14 protein-coding genes are annotated in these 17,494 nt (G+C 44.4%); 13 read left to right on the top strand and 1 reads right to left on the bottom strand.

Annotation, left to right across the window (positions count from 1 at the left end; genetic code table 11):
* The first annotated feature begins 4 nt into the window (after positions 1 to 4).
* From ACQW03_RS05615 to ACQW03_RS05570, 10 genes are all read left to right on the top strand, one after another.
* Complete coding sequence (locus tag ACQW03_RS05615; protein ID WP_441948653.1) at positions 5 to 616, top strand: hypothetical protein; 612 nt, start codon at positions 5 to 7, stop codon at positions 614 to 616.
* Positions 617 to 676: 60 nt separating this feature from the next.
* Positions 677 to 943, top strand: a complete 267-nt coding sequence (locus ACQW03_RS05610) for a hypothetical protein (protein WP_076292311.1) — start codon at positions 677 to 679, stop codon at positions 941 to 943.
* Between the two features lie 41 nt (positions 944 to 984).
* Positions 985 to 1,116, top strand: a complete 132-nt coding sequence (locus tag ACQW03_RS05605; protein WP_441948651.1) for a hypothetical protein — start codon at positions 985 to 987, stop codon at positions 1,114 to 1,116.
* A gap of 52 nt (positions 1,117 to 1,168) precedes the next feature.
* On the top strand, positions 1,169 to 1,936 hold the full coding sequence (locus ACQW03_RS05600; protein ID WP_441952309.1) for a putative phage tail protein: 768 nt from the start codon (positions 1,169 to 1,171) through the stop codon (positions 1,934 to 1,936).
* 42 nt (positions 1,937 to 1,978) lie between these two features.
* On the top strand, positions 1,979 to 2,368 hold the full coding sequence (locus ACQW03_RS05595; RefSeq protein WP_441948649.1) for a phage tail-collar fiber domain-containing protein: 390 nt from the start codon (positions 1,979 to 1,981) through the stop codon (positions 2,366 to 2,368).
* Positions 2,369 to 2,383: 15 nt separating this feature from the next.
* Entirely contained in the window at positions 2,384 to 3,061 is a 678-nt protein-coding gene (locus ACQW03_RS05590) for a phage tail protein (RefSeq protein WP_441948647.1), read from the top strand.
* Between the two features lie 14 nt (positions 3,062 to 3,075).
* Positions 3,076 to 3,363, top strand: coding sequence for a hypothetical protein (locus ACQW03_RS05585; protein WP_441948645.1), 288 nt, complete (start codon positions 3,076 to 3,078; stop codon positions 3,361 to 3,363).
* A 59-nt stretch (positions 3,364 to 3,422) separates the two neighbouring features.
* Positions 3,423 to 3,566, top strand: a complete 144-nt coding sequence (locus ACQW03_RS05580; RefSeq protein ID WP_220030885.1) for a CD1375 family protein — start codon at positions 3,423 to 3,425, stop codon at positions 3,564 to 3,566.
* Between the two features lie 92 nt (positions 3,567 to 3,658).
* Positions 3,659 to 4,105: a phage holin family protein gene (locus ACQW03_RS05575; RefSeq protein ID WP_076292315.1), complete on the top strand. Its 447-nt coding sequence runs from the start codon at positions 3,659 to 3,661 to the stop codon at positions 4,103 to 4,105.
* Between the two features lie 159 nt (positions 4,106 to 4,264).
* The gene (locus ACQW03_RS05570; RefSeq protein WP_220030886.1) at positions 4,265 to 5,230 is read left to right on the top strand and encodes a glycoside hydrolase family 25 protein; all 966 of its coding nucleotides are present in this window, start codon (positions 4,265 to 4,267) and stop codon (positions 5,228 to 5,230) included.
* 117 nt (positions 5,231 to 5,347) lie between these two features.
* On the opposite strand, the gene ACQW03_RS05565 is transcribed toward ACQW03_RS05570, so the two are convergent.
* Positions 5,348 to 9,838 (bottom strand): amino acid adenylation domain-containing protein, encoded by a 4,491-nt coding sequence (locus tag ACQW03_RS05565; RefSeq protein WP_441948642.1) that lies wholly within the window; start codon positions 9,836 to 9,838, stop codon positions 5,348 to 5,350.
* 576 nt (positions 9,839 to 10,414) lie between these two features.
* Between ACQW03_RS05565 and ACQW03_RS05560 the strand changes: the two genes are divergently transcribed.
* The 3 genes from ACQW03_RS05560 to ACQW03_RS05550 are packed head-to-tail and all read left to right on the top strand — an operon-like array spanning position 10,415 to position 17,492.
* Positions 10,415 to 13,510 carry a cyclic peptide export ABC transporter gene (locus ACQW03_RS05560; protein ID WP_441948640.1) on the top strand — a complete coding sequence of 1,032 codons (3,096 nt, stop codon included), beginning with the start codon at positions 10,415 to 10,417 and terminating at the stop codon, positions 13,508 to 13,510.
* Positions 13,511 to 13,548: 38 nt separating this feature from the next.
* Positions 13,549 to 16,464, top strand: a complete 2,916-nt coding sequence (uvrA, locus tag ACQW03_RS05555) for an excinuclease ABC subunit UvrA (protein ID WP_441948638.1) — start codon at positions 13,549 to 13,551, stop codon at positions 16,462 to 16,464.
* On the top strand, positions 16,461 to 17,492 hold the full coding sequence (locus ACQW03_RS05550) for a class I SAM-dependent methyltransferase (protein WP_076292320.1): 1,032 nt from the start codon (positions 16,461 to 16,463) through the stop codon (positions 17,490 to 17,492). Before uvrA ends, ACQW03_RS05550 begins: the two co-directional genes overlap by 4 nt.
* The last annotated feature ends 2 nt before the right edge of the window (positions 17,493 to 17,494 follow it).

The raw sequence follows: 17,494 nt of genomic DNA, 5'->3' as shown, positions 1-17,494 counted from the left end.
ATATATGAAAGCAGTACCTAAAGTAAATACAGATGGCCTCTATCTGGAGGACGAGCTGGTGGACGATGCCTTTTCGGGTGTCGTCCCTTTTTATGCTCCATCTTCACTCACGCTATCTGATACAGACCAACAGCAAGACATCTATGTGCTTACTGCCGATAAATCGAGTGCTATTGATGAAACGAATTCAGAAAACATCCCTGCTGGCTACACGGTAGCAATCCCAGTTCCACCAGGTCTATATCATCCTCGTTTTGATATCCAAGGCTGGCTGGCCTATGAAGCAGAATATAACGAAACTCTGATTGAGGCCCAGAAGAAGTACGAGCAAATTAATAAGGAATCGCAAGCTTCATTTCAGAAGCTACATGATGAATGGCAAATCAAGCCGGAAAACAAACGTGAGGACGAGCCGGTATATTTTGCTCATACATTTACGGCTCCAGAACGAAGAGATCCAATGACGTTCTGGAGTGAAGGATTGAGCGAAGAAGCGATTAAGGAAGTGACACAAAAAGCAGAGCAACAGCCAAGTGAGACAGATCAATTGAAGCAGCGTATTGCAGATCTCGAAGTAACGCTGAGCCAGCTCATGCTTGGTAACACAGGAAAATAACCAAGTATTGACTCCTGTTTAACTGAAAAAATCTTATTTAAAAGAGGTGAAGTCATAACTATGACTGCTTTAGCAGAGACTCAATTGCGTATTTGTGCTTATGCTTGTGTTACCCGCTATGATCGGGGAGAAGGTAATATAGCAGCTATCATTGGAAGCTACGCTTTAGATGAAAAACAACGTAAACAAGTGAAGGAAATGATTTTATACCATCGTTCTGATCTGGTATTGGACAACGTAGAGGAATCGTCATCTATAGAGGTTTCCAGTGCACAGCGAGAACCGGTTAAATGGTATAGCTCTATTTTTCGTAAAAAAACGGTATAGAACAGAGAGCAAAAATGCCTGTACTCAAAGGAGGAGCGAGCATGTATGAAAGAATGGATCTGATTATAATGGATTTCTCCAAGCTGAAAATGAACAGACAAAGCAATCCTTTTATAACGATTCAATTCGGTCAGGGGGTAGAGCTGGGGATGGTGAGTGTGGATGGATATTGACGAAAAAAAAGAATCTGTTATCCAAGATGTAACCGATGATTTTAGTAATCGAATGTTCAGTTTGCGGGGACCGGAGCTATTTTCCTATCTTCCTGCCTATTACGAAGCATCCCGTGTTATGCACGTCGATATGGATGCAAAGGGTAGCGAACTAGATGCTCTATATCTCGCGTTGGATGATACGTTAGCTCAGTTTTTTGTTCGTACCGCCACTTGGGCGCTGGAAAGCTGGGAGATGGAGTTAGGTATCCTGGTCGATTTGGAAAAGCCGTTGGAACAGCGACGTTCTGTTGTGGAGTCGAAACTCCGTGGAAGTGGTAAATTTTCAGGAGACTTAATACGGAAAATCATGAACTCTTTTGGTGTAGAAGGGGAAGTAGGCTTTCATCCGACGGAGTATAAGTTCGGTTTAAGCTTTGAAAACCGTATTCCTGAAAATATGGTTGATTTCAAAAGGATCATAGAGGATATAAAGCCTGCTCATCTTGCATTTTATATGAATAACAAAACTAGGCTTGCATTTCTTCATGAGACTGAAATGGTTTCTCGCATCCGATTACGTTCGAGAGTTCGCTTTTTTGGTGGGAAGCCATGGTATTTAGATGGTGTCGAGTTACTGAATGGAATAGCCTCTTTGTCCGGGTGGACAGAGGAACCTATGCGATATTTGAACCGTATGAAACTGGTCACCAAGCATCGAATGGATCATCATCAGGAAGGCAACGTGAAAATTCGAAACCATTATTGGAAGTTAGATGGCAGCATGATGCTGGATGGAAGTCAGATGTTAAGCTCAACCGAGAAAGTCATTTCAATTTAAAAACATAAAAATTTTTATTTAAAAATAGAAAGGATGGTAAGTATGGCAGAACAAGTTCTAACGGTCACAACTGCTTATGCAAGGGAACAAATGGCACGTGCCCGTGCTGAAGGAGGAACGCTGACTAAAGTAGTAAAAATGGCGTTTGGTAGTGGGGGTGTGGATCAAGCAGGGAAGCCACTGCCTTTGGAGGGAACAGAGCAGGCTTTGAAAAAGGAACTGGTTCAGAAGGATATTACCAATTCAGAATTCATTGCTCCTGCAACCATCCGTTATACCTGTTCACTGGCAGAAAATGAATTGGCGGGTGAAACTATTAATGAGCTTGCGCTGGTAGATTCGGCTGGTAAACTAACGGCTGTTCGTACGATGAGTAATAAGGTCAAGGACAGTGATATGGAGTTTATTTTTGAAATTGATGACATTTATTAAGGAGGATGAAGAAGTATGAGTATACAACAACCACGCAGATTTGTTACTACTGACCAGGGACATGCGGATGTTCTGAATGTACCCATTGATACACTTTACGCAAACGATCAGGAATTGGCCGCACAGGTTGAAAATATCAAAAAGGACCCGGCTGGAAACGGTGTTGCTTCTAAGGAAGCGTTAGACAATCATGCCAGCAATACAGAGATCCATGTTACGGCAGCCAAGCAAGCGGTATGGAGTGCAACAGAGGGGAACGCCAAGAAGTATACAGATCAGTACGCTGCTCCCAAGCAGCATAGTCACCCAGCATCAGATTTGCCTTCTGCATCCACACAGGCTAGGGGGATTGTGCAACTTAATACATCTACCGGAAGCACAGCTACAGATCAGGCAGCTACTCCCAGTGCGGTAAAGGCAATAGGTGATGAATTAAGACAACTTATTAATAGTGTAAAGGAGACTGGTTCAGTGAAAAGCATACAAAGATTTAGTATTTCCAGTAATGTGCCTGACGGTATTGTAAATATTGCACCTGTCAATGTCGGAAAAGCAATGTTGAACTTAACAACTTACGGAGATGATGATAGCCATATGGCCAGCATTATAAGCCCAACGCAAGTCAAATTCACTCATGAAAGAGGCGGAGATTATTATATTTTTGCAAGTTTTGAAGTCATAGAATTTAATTAAGGTGGGGATGTTATATGAAATATTTTGCTCAGTATAATAATGATTGCGTAATATTCGCAGTATCGCAGAGTATTGAAGCGCCAGCAGGTGATAAAGTAATTGAAGTTAATGGATACGAAGTATTAGGGAGTAAATTCCATCCGGATACAGGTGATTTCGAAAGAATTCCAGCACCGAATCCTAGGCCGTCTGTGGAGGAAAAGCTCCAAGAAGAAATTGAGATATTAAAACAAGCTGATCTGGATAACAAAGAGACAATTGCAGGGCTGATTCAGCTCGTGATATCACAGCAGAATGTTTAAGTAGAATTTTAAAGATAGGTACTATTTACTTTAATATAATAACCAGAGGAGGTAATACGTTGGATAATAAAATTAAAAAAGCGTTCGCAGTAACTTTCGTACAACTTATTTTATCTGGTCGTCGTTCAATAGAAGATGTACCAGTAGTGCTCCAAGACATGGTTAAGGCGAATTTGAATTTAGCCAAAAATCAACAAGTATAAAAAGAATGCCTGCGCAGAGCGTGTTTTTATATCGCCCTTGGATCAGTCCAAGGGCATTCATTTTACACCTTGGTTCAAAAGGGGGAACAAACATGCATGAAAAGATCGATCAGATTTGGCTGGGGTTTTCCACGGGGACCTTGATCGGTTATTTTTTTGGGGGGTGGACCACAATGTTGACGTTGCTGTGGTGGATGGTCGTGATCGACTTTTTCACCGGATGGGCAGCGGCCTGGATTAATGGGGAGCTAAAAAGCCGCCAGGGGTATTACGGTATTTTTCGCAAGGTTACCGTGTTTTTGCTCATTACGGTAGCTCATCTAATCGACGGTATTCTCGGGGATGCACATTACTTCCGGGATGCCGTCGTTTTCTTTTATTTAGCGAACGAGCTGTTGTCCATTATTGAAAATGTAGGCAGAATGGGAGTGCCGATGCCGGATATTTTGCGGAATGCGGTAGCTATTTTTGAGTCTAAGTCGAGTGGAGAAAAAATAAAGTCAACCGACCCTTCTGACAAAGAAAATAAAGCTTCATAAAGTGCCACCAGTAGCCACTGCCAAAATTAGGCAGACTACCTTTTTGCCCTTTTTTCGGTATAAAAGTGGAAAAGCCCAGACCGTATGGATGGTCCAAGCATATGGATAACAGAGACAGAGTGAGCTACAACATTATGAATGATAAGGAGGGAACGCCTTATGCAGAATCGCAGCCCTAACGCTGCCGAAGGCATTGACGTGTCCCGATATCAGGGAACGATTGATTGGAAACGTGTACGAGCCGATGGTAAATCGTTTGCCTTTATTAAAGCGAGTCAAGGACAGCGTTACGTTGATCCGACATTTATCACGAATGCAAAAGGGATCAAGGCAGCCGGGATTCTGCTCGGAGCTTACCATTTTGTAGATGCCACCAGTGTAAACGCAGCAAAAGCGGAAGCCAGGCATTTCGCCGAGGTGCTGGATCAGGTGGGTGGTGCGAAAGCGCTGGACTTGCCAGCGGTGATGGATTACGAAAATAATCCGGGAGAGCTTAGCTCGGCCGCGATTCATGAGGTTGCGTTGGCATTTGTAACGGAATTTGAACGGGTAAGCGGCCGTAAGCCGATGGTATATACAGGCAATGCTTTTGCTGCCCATTTCAAAGCGCCATTGGGTAGTTATAAGCTGTGGATTGCGCGTTATAGTACACGGGTACCCAGCGATACCACGGCATGGAGGCGCTGGGACTTTTGGCAATACAGCGATAGTGGACGGGTTGATGGAATTCAAGGGCCGGTTGACCTCAATATATACGCCGGAACAGAGGCCGAGCTACGTCAAGCATTTGCAGGAGAAGAGGGGGATGAGCCAATGACAGCAGAGGAAAAAGCGGCATTTAAGGCCCTGCAGCAGCAGGTCGCCGCCTTTGAAAACAGCAAAGATGCGCTCAAGCAGACGTTGAATGAACAGAGCGCTTATATTAAAAAAGTGGATCAGCGGGTAGCAGAACTGGAGGCGCGTCAGGCTATGCCTGTACCGGCCTGGGCGAAGGAAGCGATGGCTGCCGCTGTTGCAGTTAATCCGGCAAGCCCGATTGTGGATGCGAAACTGCCAAGCAGTTACGATTTTTATCGCTTACTGGTCGTACTGAACCGTCTGGGTGTGTTTAAAACAACCAAATGATCTTCGAAAGAACTCATGTACTGCCAACCCCAATTTTATATGAAATAAGTCCAGTAGTTACCTCTAAAGCCCAAATAGACAGGCGGTTAAATGAGCCGCCTGCCCTTATTGAATCTTTTATTCAAAAAGCAATTCAATATCCTCTTGGCTAATCTGAGCAGATTCAAAGTCCGAAGGAGTGAAGTGAACATTTTGCTGACTAATCGTAAAATCAATCACGCGGTTTAGAGTTTGAATATACATATGCATAAATTCAGTTATACTTTCTTTTTCAAACATTGCTGTGCTGTACATCATATGGACCACCAACTGGTCGTTAACAATCAGGCTGTTGATTTCAATGCCAGCCGTTAGATGATTGGCGTAGTCCACATCTTGAAGGCCTGGAGTATGCTTATATACATAGTCTGAACTCTGACTTTCGTGATCGAACTGTCCCAGATAATTGAAGCGTAGGGGACGAATCTCTTTACTTTTTTCAATAGCTCCTAGCATGTATTTTAAAATGCCATAACCGATACCCTGTTGGGGAATGCGTCGGCGCAGTTCCTTGACATATGCAATGACACTGCCTATTTCTGTGCCCGGTACTTGAATACGTAAGGGATGTAACGCCGTAAACCAGCCAACTGTTCTGGATACGTCTACGTGATCCAGGCTCCTTCCGTGATGCTCAACCTCATAAGTGAAATCTTCTAATCCAATCCATTCCTTTACACTTAACGCCAAGGCAGCCAGCAGTAAATCCACAGGCTCAGTATGATAGACCTGATTCGCCTTGGTGAGCAATTTGTACGTATGGGCAGGGGAAAGTTCTCCTTCGACGACTGTGCATGAAGCATAGTTTACGGCAGTGGATGGCTGGCTTGTGATGAATGCTGGAAAATGGTCGTTGCCGCCCTCCATTTCATTCCAAAAATCAAGCTCCTCCCGTAAATCCGCAGTAGTGGAATAATGATGAAGCTCCCTGGCAAAGGTTTGAACAGAGGCTGTTTTTCTCGGGAAATGTACCTCCTTGCCTTCTTCTAAGGCATGATAAGCCTCCAATAAATCCTCCAATATAATTCTCCAGGAAACTCCATCTACAACCAGATGATGCGCAGTGATGAACAATTCCCGAGTTCCTTGTCCGTGATCGAATATAGCTGCTCGAATAGGAAGACGGTGGGACAAATCGAAAGCGGATTGCAAGCTATGCACCAGCTTATTGAATTCATGCTGCCGAGCCTCTGCTGAAATAGGCGTCATGTCATGATAATCCAGCTTGAACGGGATTGCAGTGAGTTCCGGGTTATAAAATAACTTGCCATCTGGGTGCATGTTCATCCTTAAAGCATCGTGATGCTCAATTACCTTGTGAAATGCCTTTTCTAGAGCAGAACGATCCATTTCATTTTTCAGCAGAAGCAAGACCGATTGATTATAGTGATGAGGATTATGAAATGACTGCTCCATAAACCACATGGAGATCGGTGTAGGCTGAATTTCACCGCTGACGGGAACTGAATCATACAATCTGCTCTTTTGGCGTGTGTAATGAGCAAGCTCTGCTATACTGGGATGCGCTAAGACATCCTGTACACCCACTTCCAAATCATAGTTATTTAATTTGGATGTCATCTGGATCGCTTTAATAGAGTCTCCACCCAGTGCAAAGAAATTATCGTGGATACCTATGGTAGACGTATGGAACAGCTCTTCCCAAACCTGCACGAGAATGCTTTCCACCGTATTATGGGCTTCCTCATATATGTCAGTTAATCCAGAGGACACGTCTGGCACAGGAAGCTTTTGCTTGTCGACCTTGCCATTGGATGTAAGCGGGATGATTTCCAGCTGGAGTATGTGGCTTGGTACCATATAATGGGGAAGACAAGCATGTAAATAATCTTTGAGAAGCTCGGGAGAGATAGCACGATCAGATACATAATAGGCACACAAAATGGGATATCTATTTGCATCGTCTGTTTCCACAACGTTTACGACAACATGATGGATGTCAGGATAGGAGGATAAAGCTCCTTCAATCTCACCCAGCTCGATACGAAAGCCTCTGATTTTGACTTGGTGATCATTTCGGCCAAGGTATTCGATCAGGCCATTTTCCAGCCGTATCCCCATGTCACCGGTTTTATACATTCGTTCGCCAGGAACAAAAGGATTATCGAGAAACCTTTCTTTTGTGAGTTCCGGTCTGTTCAGATATCCTCTTGCCACTCCATGACCGGAAATGTAGAGTTCTCCTTTTACCTGCATAGGAACAGGCTTTAAATGCGCATCCAGCAAATATACAGCCACGTTATCGGAAGGAACTCCGATGGGAACGGATCTTCTGCTATCCCGGTCTGCATCATAAATATGGATCATGCAGCCTACAACGGTTTCCGTAGGTCCGTACTCATTGAACAGGGCAATACTTCCGCCAAACTTGGCATGAATGTTGTGAGCAAGACTGACTTTGAGATCTTCTCCTCCTACGATGCATTTGCGGACGCTCGATGTACGAATGTCCGACTCTTGTAGAAGGGACAAGTGTGCGGGAGTTAGCTTTACAATGGTTGTACGTTGGTCTTTCATCATGCGGAACAATACAAATTCCCCGGGATCATTATCCCTATAGAGGTTGATGGCATGGCCGCTGATTAATGGGGTGAATATGGAAGTGACGGTTAGGTCAAAGGCTATTGATGAATAACAGGCAAAGACTTCATGAGTTGCGGACAAGTAGGTTTTATTCGCCCACCATATGTAATTAACAAGTCCTCTGTGGAGAACTGCCACTCCTTTAGGTTTGCCTGTGGAGCCGGAGGTGTAAATCACATAAGCGAGCTGGTTCGGTCCGCTTTGTGGCTTCAAATTCGAGCAATCTCCATGGTACAGGGATGCATCGTCTACACGATAAACTCCTCTGGAAAATGAAATATCATCATCCAAAGGTGCATCGGTAAGAAGCAAAGCAGCCCCGGAATCCTCCAGCATATAGCTAACACGGTCAGCTGGATAGTGAGGATCTATAGGCAGATAGGCCCCACCTGATTTCAACACAGCTAAGATCGAAATGATAAGCTCAAATGAATGCCCAGCCATGATCCCCACGATACTCTCTTGCCCAATACCACGGCTTTTTAAAAACCTCGCCAGTTGGTTAGCTTGTTCATTTAACTCACGATAGGTTAACGTGTGCTCTTCAAAGTAACAGGCAATATTAGTAGCTTTTTCAACGACTTGCTGCTCAAATATCTGAGTAATGGTTAGGGACGAGGGATAGGAAGAATGTGTTTGATTCAGCCCATAGATCAGCTCATTTTGTTCCTGCGGAGATAGCATTTCAATTTCCGCAATCGGGGTCTGTGGATGCTCGATCATCTCGCTAACTATATGAATGATATACTCAAACATTTTTGCGATCTGTGTCTCACTGTAAGAATTCACTTTATAGTCAAAGTCCAGCGTAATTCTTCCGCTCCCCTCCCAGTCACGAATAACCAGTTGCAGCGCATAAGGTTGATAACCACTGAAAACCTCCTGAACTTCATAGGGGCATCCATCAAATTGGGGACTAAATTTCATATTGTAATAATTAACACACATATCAAACAGACTGTTATGTCCTTTTTGAGCAAGCTCCAGGTCACTAGCTAGAAGATCATATGGATATTTTTGGTGAAAATAAAAATTCATCAGCTCCGCCCCCACATGCTTCATCAAAGAGCAGGCGTCTAAAGCTTCATCCAGTTGGATGCGAAACGGCATGGTGCTGGTGAACATGCCAAATGTATTTTTTTGTTTTTTTCCCGATCTGTTCAGGACTGGAGTCCCGATCACCACATCGGTTTCTTGAGTCGTCCGGTAAATGTAAAGCAGAAGGGCGGATACGAATAACACGTTTACAGAAAGTTTGGAGCTTTGGATAAAGGTCTGAATAATACGTGAAGTTTCACTGTCGATGGTAAAGGAAGTTCGAACGGCCGAAATATCTTTGCTTTTGTTGATAGGTATCATGTCGGGTAAGGTTTGAAATTTTTCATGCCAGAATATTTTATTTTTTATAAAACGCTCAGATGTTAAATAGGCTTGTTCTTGATCAATGATCGGTATGTAGGAATATTCTTCATCATCAGGCAGGGGGGCGTGGTTAACCAGTAAAGTATAATACTGCGAAATTCGTTCAGACACGATATGTAAGGCCCAACCGTCTGCAATAATATGATGAAATTTACCCAAATAACCAACATCACCAGGCCCCAGCTTAAAAATAACAAAAGAATACAGTTTGGCATTCAACAGAGGCATAACCTGTCCGCTCACACCCTTCAGCCATTGTTCAAAATGAAGCAACGGATCGGGTTCATGACTAAAATCAATACAAGCGATCTGCTCCTTTTCATAGGGCTTTACGTACTGTACGGGTTCTCCATTTTGCTCTTCGATCTGGATGCGGAGGCCTTCCGTTTTGGAAATGAAGAGTTGAATCGCTTTCTCTAGTGCGTCAAACTCTAGTTCCTTTTGAATGCGTACAAGTCCGGTCAGATTGTGCATGGCTGTCGTGCCATATATTTTCTCGTTATACCAAACTCTTTTTTGAGAATGCGTTAATGCATAGAACATCCATTAGCCTCCTTATACATGCAGATATTGAAAAACATAGAGTCTACATAAAAATGATCCTAGCCGACCCAATAAAAACAATCAAGCAGAAAAAATGTATTTTTAAACAAAAAATAAAACGGATTTTCGACAATTTTATTCCAATTTAAAAAGGCGAGTTCCCTTTAAAAGGTTTCCGTAGGTTTACAATGGAATTTTTAAAAAGTGTGAATTAGCTCACTACATCCGATATGGATGAAATGTTAAGGTGTTAATACAATTTCGATAATATTGATAAATATTAATTTATTAAGTATTTCTGGTAATTGACTCTCCGATTTCGCAATCAATATCCTGGCATTCTTCCTTAATTTCCCTTTAAATAAATCCATCTATATTTAACATATATTTACTATTAAACTATTTAATTATTCATAAATTAAATATACAAATTGTGTATATTTATTCATGATGTTGAATACTGTTTATCCTAGTTTTTTTATGTAATTACTAGATAAATGGTCTTACATATATTGGTCAAGCAAGCTTTGATTACATATTACAAAGAAAGCTGGAGCGATTATGGAATGTAAAAAGATGATCATGAGAAAAATGGCAGCGGTTATCCTGATTTTCGCTTTAGTGGCTACATGTATTCCGCCCAGTCGTGCGGAGGCCGCAGCAGGATTGGATGAAAACACCACTCAGCGTTTGGAAGCATTTATTCACGAGAAGATGCAGGAAGGTCATATCCCTGGAATGACAGTTATTGTGATTCGTGGAAAGGAGACGGCCTATCTCAAAAGTTTTGGGTACGCCAATGTGGACAAGCAGGTTCCTGTAACACCCGAGACAAGCTTTGAAATTGCCTCTTGCTCCAAAGGATTTACAGCACTTGCCGTGCTGCAACTACAGCAACAGGGGTTGTTGAAGCTGGATGATCCCGTTTCAAAGTTTTTTCCATGGTTTCAAGCCAAGTATAAGCACCAAAATGTCGAGATTAAACTGCGGCAGCTGTTACATCACTCCAGTGGCATTCCATGGTACACAATTACCGACATCCCGATCTCCAACCGTTCCGATTCCCTGGAACAGGTTGTACGAAATGTGAATGGTCTGGAATTACATAATCGTCCTGGCGAACGCTTTGAATATGCCACCATTAACTATGCAATCGTGGGGGCTGTCATTCAAAAGGTCACAGGGCAGCCTTACGAAGATTATATGAAGACCCATATTTTTCAGCCTTTAGGTCTGAATAAAACGACTCTTTATCCCACAGAAGCCGCACCCACGATGGCAACAGGCTACAAGAACGGCTTTTTTCAAGCACGTGAATATCAATCCCCTGTCTTTAGAGGAAACCGTCCCGCTGGTTATATCATGATGGACGGAAATGACCTCGCCACTTGGCTCAAATATCAGTTGGGCAGCCTGAAATCTCCCATGACTCCATTAATTATGGAAACTCATGCGCCTGACCGCACCGTTACCCCCAGCAAGTTTGATATGTCGTCTTATGCTATGGGCTGGGCTGACTATCAAAGCGGAAACGGAGAGGTGTCCAAGGCTGGATTAAATCCGAATTTTTCTGCTTATATGGTTTTTCGCCCTCAAGATCAGCTTGCTGTAGGGATTATGGCAAACAACGGTACCACGTTAACGTATATCACCGGGCATGGTCTTATGGACATTTTACGAGATCGTCAGCCTGTGTCTCCGTATGAGCCAGATCAGAAAACAGACAATGCGTGGTCCGTTATTACGATCATGCTGGCATGTTATGTGCTGGCGGTAGTGGTCCTGTTGATGACGGTGGTACGGGATATCATCTGTAAACAACGTGTTTTGAAGCCTTTGAATCCAAAAAAGCTGCTCACATGGCTGCTGTTTTTGCTTTGCAGTACACCGTTTTTGTATGGAGTTTATCTGGTTCCTACTGCCATGCAGGGCGTTTCTTGGACAACTGCGATTGTCTGGTCTCCGTTTAGCTTTCCGTTTGCGATTGCAGCCTTGGGGCTGGGATTGCTTTTGAGCTTTGGCTACCTGGTGCTGGGTACGCTTTTTCCGAACACAGACGAAAATAAACGCTCGCTTCCTTTACTGGTAATGATGAGCTTGCTGAGCGGGGCGGCGAATGCCTTTGTCATTTTTATCGTCAATTTCTCAATTGGCAGCGAAATACCGCTCAAATATCTGCTGTATTATTTCGGATTAGCGCTGGCGGTCTATATTTTCGGTCGCAAGCTGATTGAAACCAAATTAGTGAAGATTACCTACAACATGATTTATCGAAAACGAATGGAACTGATTCAACGTGTGCTACACAGCTCTTATGACAAATTAGAACGCATGGACAATGGCAAAATTTTAGCCACTTTAAATAATGATACGGAGATGGTGGGTTTCTCGGCCAATGTGGCGGTTGGGTTCGCGACCAGCCTACTGACAGTCATCTGCTGCTTTGTTTATCTCGGTACGATTTCATTTTGGGGTACGATACTTTCTCTGGCTGTCATTGCGGTGATTGCCGCATTTTATAGCATCGTCAGCGGTACGGCTAACCGCTATTGGGAAGAGGCGAGGGATACCCAAAACGTGTATTTGGGGTTCATCGACCATATGCTCAAAGGCTTTAAAGAGCTTAGTATGCATGGACGCAAAAAGACGGAGTTTAGCAGCGATATTCAGGATAGCTGTGAACAGTATCGTCAAAAACGCTCCGTGTCCCGCATTAAATTTACCAATGCGCTGGTGCTGGGTGAGACGCTGCTGATTTTAATTTTAGGTGTAGTTACCTTTGTGTTCCCGACGATTTTCCCGAACATTAAAGATTACACATTAATTCAATTTGTTGTTGTGTTTCTCTATTTGATTGGACCCATCAACGGATTGTTGCAGGCTGTGCCGGAGTTGTTCCAGATTCGGACATCCTGGCGAAGAATTAAAGCCTTTATTGCGGAAATGCCGACTGATGACAGCGGAGAAGTGTATGATACTGCGAGTTTGGTGGATGAAGAAGTGGCTGTGGAACGAATTGGTTTTCATAATCTTAGCTTCGAGTACAGTAACGTGACTGGAGAGTCCAGCTTTCTGGTCGGACCTATTACACTGGAAGCGGCTAAAGGACAGATCATTTTCATCACAGGCGGCAACGGCAGTGGTAAAACGACACTTGCTAAATTAATGACTGCTCTCTATCCTCCACAAACGGGATACATCACGATCAATGGAGAAGTCATTGACGCCCGCACATCGAGTGAGTATTTTTCCACCGTCTTCTCTGATTTTCATCTGTTTGAGCGTTTGTACGAAATTGATTATAAGGAAAAGCAGTCCGACATTGAGCGTTATCTGAAAAGACTAGGACTAGAGGAAAAAGTGACGGTCAAGGATGGATATTTCAGTACGCTCAAGCTATCAGGCGGGCAACGGAAGCGGCTTGCGCTCTTAATCTGTTATCTGGAGGATCGACCCGTATATTTGTTTGACGAATGGGCTGCCGATCAAGATCCGGAATTCCGAAAGTTCTTTTACCATACACTTCTGCCTGAAATGAAGGCGGCGGGTAAAATTATTTTGGCCATTACGCATGATGACCATTATTTCCATACCGCAGACCGGCTGCTGAAGATGGAAATGGGGCAGATGAAGGAGCTGGAAGTGCTGAGTGCTGAAGTCAGTGGCTCATAACCAATCCATTAAAATTTATAAAAAAGTGTGGGTGTAGCATGCAAAACTACATTGTTGTCAAAGGTGCAAGACAACACAACTTGAAAAATATCTCTTTGCGGATTCCGCGAGATCAACTGGTTGTTTTCACGGGAGTTAGTGGCTCGGGGAAATCCTCGCTTGTTTTCAATACACTATATGCGGAAGGGCGACGACGCTTAATGGAGTCGCTATCCGCATATGAACGAATGGGCTTGCGAAAAACGGAAGAGGCGGATGTGGACTTGATAGAAGGGTTGTCTCCGGCAATCGCTATGGAGCAAAAGACGGTGTCGCGCAACCCGAGGTCAACCGTGGGTACATTGACCGAAATCTCCTCTTTTGTCCGGTTGTTGTTTTCACGAACAAGTCGGACGGTTTGTCCCTACTGTCAGGAAGCACTGTCTGTACAGACAAGGAAAAAAATCACGGAGCAGGTACTCCGATGCTCACCTGATACTTCAATAGAAATCTATGCGCCGATCCTTTCCATGCCACATGAAGGGCCTGTCGCGTTGCTGAAGGAAATACAAAAAAAAGGCTACACCCAATTAAGCTGGAATCAAAAAATGCTGGATATAGAGCAAGCAGAAGTTTTGTTTTCCGGTAGGTCTCCACAGGCCGTACATCTAGGAAAAGGAGACAGTCAGCTGGAGGTACTGGTTGGCAGAATTACGATTTCAGCTTCCGTGGAGCAACGCAAAGATATCCAAGCTATGGTGGATAAAGCACTGGATTTAGGAGATGGCTGGATTCAAATTCGACCTATGGTTGATAAACGATTCGTATGGAATCCAAATTTTGGCTGCTCCTGTTGTGGCATGGTGGCGAGTGAAGTTTCGGCAGGGGCTTTCTCGTCGAATAGTCCTTTGGGTGCTTGTCCGACTTGTACAGGACTGGGCACTCATTATGAAGTAGATCTGGAACGTGTGATTCCTGATCGATCCAAAACTCTAGCTGAAGGAGCGATTCAGCTACTTGGCTGGCAATGTGAGCAAGAGAAATTTCATAAAAATCGAAAAATTTTGGAGGGACTGGCGACCCGATATCATTTTGATCTGAATACGGCGATCAAGGATCTGCCAGATGAGGCTTTATACGCTGTGCTATACGGTACTCAAGGGGAAAAGATTGCAATTGAGAATCCTGCTACAGGTGGCAAGCTGATGCACGAAAGATTTGCAGGTATTGTGAATCTTATTTATGAGCGCTTTAACGCTAATGCCAAGGATGAAATGAGCGCCATGAAAGCGGAAGACAAGGAAGTGATGCAGGAACAAGTATGTCCGAGCTGCGGAGGAACACGTTTGAAGGCAGAACGACTGCTGTATCGTGTGGGGGACAAAACGATCCGCGATTTTTCGAACATGCCGTTGGTTGAGCTGTATGCAGGCTGTGATGAACTACTGCGAACGGCACCTCAAGTTTTCGAGAGTCTTGCAGCTGTGGCCCAGCCCATTTTACAGGAAATCAAGACTCGATTGACGCTGTTGCTGGATATGGGACTGGACTATTTAAATCTGAACCGTCCGGTGACTCTGCTCTCGGGTGGTGAATCACAGCGCGTACGCTTGACGACCCAACTAAGCTCAGGGCTGATGGGCATGATCTACATTTTAGATGAACCCAGTGTCGGATTACACCCGAAAGATACCGGGAAAATGATAGCTATGCTTCACAGACTACGGGATTTGGGAAATACCATCTTGGTCGTCGAACATGATGAAGAGATTATGGCCCAAGCGGATTATCTTGTAGATATTGGGCCTGGCGCAGGATTGCTCGGCGGTGAAATTGTAGCACAGGGTACGGTGGAAGAAGTCATGAACAATTCGAAGTCTTTGACAGGACAATATTTGAGCGGCAAGCAAGGTATTCCTGTTCCCACCCAGCGAAGAAAGGCCCGTGACGGGAAATATCTTGAGGTGATAGGAGCCAGGGAGAATAATCTACAGAACCTGAATATACGTATTCCATTTGGGTGTTTGGTTTGTGTTACAGGGGTATCTGGATCAGGGAAAACCACGCTGGTTCATAACGTAATATATGAAAAATTACGTTCTCGCCTGGATGGTAAATCTGCATATCTGAAGCACAATGTAGAGCTGAAAGGAGAAGCGTCGATTGATCAGGTGATCTGTATCGATCAGAAGCCAATTGGACGGACACCGCGATCCACTCCGGCTACCTATGTGGGGGTGTTTGATGCTATTCGAAAGCTGTTTGCCAGGACGGAAATAGCTAGGCAGTTCCAACGAAAGAGTGCACATTTTAGCTTCAATTCACCGGGTGGACGCTGTGAAGTTTGTTCAGGACTCGGGGTGATCGTTACTGAAATGCAGTTTATGTCTGACGTTGAAATGGTTTGCGAGACGTGCCGGGGCAGACGCTACAGCGAGGATATACTGGCAATTACATATCACGAGAAGAATATTGCGGATGTATTGGAGATGAGCATTGAAGAAGCTGCTGTTTTCTTCGCGGACCAACCGGATATTTACGGCAAGTTGAAGCTCATGAACGAATTGGGTCTTGGTTATATGAAGCTGGGTCAGTCTGCAACGACATTATCTGGCGGGGAAGCCCAGCGTATTAAGCTGGTAGAGGAGCTAAGTCAGTTAAAAAAAGGGCGCAGCCTGTTGTACATTTTGGATGAACCGACCACAGGCTTGCATCCCGATGACATTCAGCGACTGCTAACCATCCTCCAACAGCTCGTGGATGAGGGCAACACCGTACTCATCATTGAACATAACCTGCATCTGATCAAAACAGCAGATTATGTGATAGATCTTGGCCCTGAAGGGGGAACCCGAGGTGGACAGCTAGTGGCAGCTGGAACGCCTGAGCAGGTTGCGACCTGTGAGCACTCCCATACCGGAGCTTTTTTACGTAACTTAGGAATGGATTACGACGATAACGAGGTGAGAGGATGAGCAACAGATTGGAACATTTACGCATTCTCCCGACAGGCCCCCTAAATTATTATCTGCAAAAGCGATACAACGATCTGCCATGGGTGCACAAGTTTGGCTTGGATCACATCAAGGTAAAGGGTGATTTTATACTCATTCATGCATGGAAGCCTGGGTATGTGAAGCTAACACGGGAACAGGCGAATCTTCTCAAAGCAGCCATTGAAAAAGGTGAAAACCCAGAGGACAAGCTTCCTCGGTTACCAGAATCATGGCTACTGGACGGAGAAGATGAACCTGATGTGGAAGGACTCTTGGCTAAGGTCATCGTGCCCGAGTTATTCGAACTGCTATCCCCGGAAAATCTTCAAGAAGACGTGACCAGTCCGCAATCTATCCGGTTAAGAGCTATTTTGGAGCGTGTCGCCGAGCATGTACCTGTTTTTCCAGCCATTCAGAATCCCTATGAGCTGCGTCGTTTTCTGGAGGTCGTGAAGAGCCAAAAGCCTAAAACAGTCGTTGAGATCGGGACAGCCAGCGGCGGTGTATTTTATTGCCTGAGTCAACTGGCCGATCCGGACGCGTTGCTCGTCAGTATTGATTATCCAGGTGGACCGTATGGAGGTGGTCAGGATGACAGTGAGGTGCAGCTCTATTCCAGCTTTGGTAGCACGGGGCAGCAGTTTTCTTTTATTCGAGACCGTTCATTTCACTGCTCCACCAAACAGGACTTGAAAAAGGTTCTAGGAGAACGGCAGATTGACCTTCTATTTATTGATGGAGATCATTCCTACGGTGGAGTGAGTTCGGATTTTCGTATGTATCAAGAACTGGTGGCACCGGGCGGCATGATTGCTTTTCATGATATCAGCATGCGGCCTGAAACGTGGGGAAGGGGTTATGATGTTGGCGTTTTCTGGGATGAAGTGAAACAAAGTTATCCCTCCTTTGAGGAGTTTGTAGACCCAACGGGCTGTCGAGAGCCATTTATTCGTCACCCGCAAGAGGGACTGTTCGCATATGGGATTGGCACCATCATTCAATTGTAAGG

This window comes from Paenibacillus sp. DRB1-1 (assembly GCF_052119485.1).
Lineage (GTDB): Bacteria > Bacillota > Bacilli > Paenibacillales > Paenibacillaceae > Paenibacillus > Paenibacillus polymyxa_B.
This window is presented reverse-complemented; position numbering and strand designations above follow the sequence as displayed.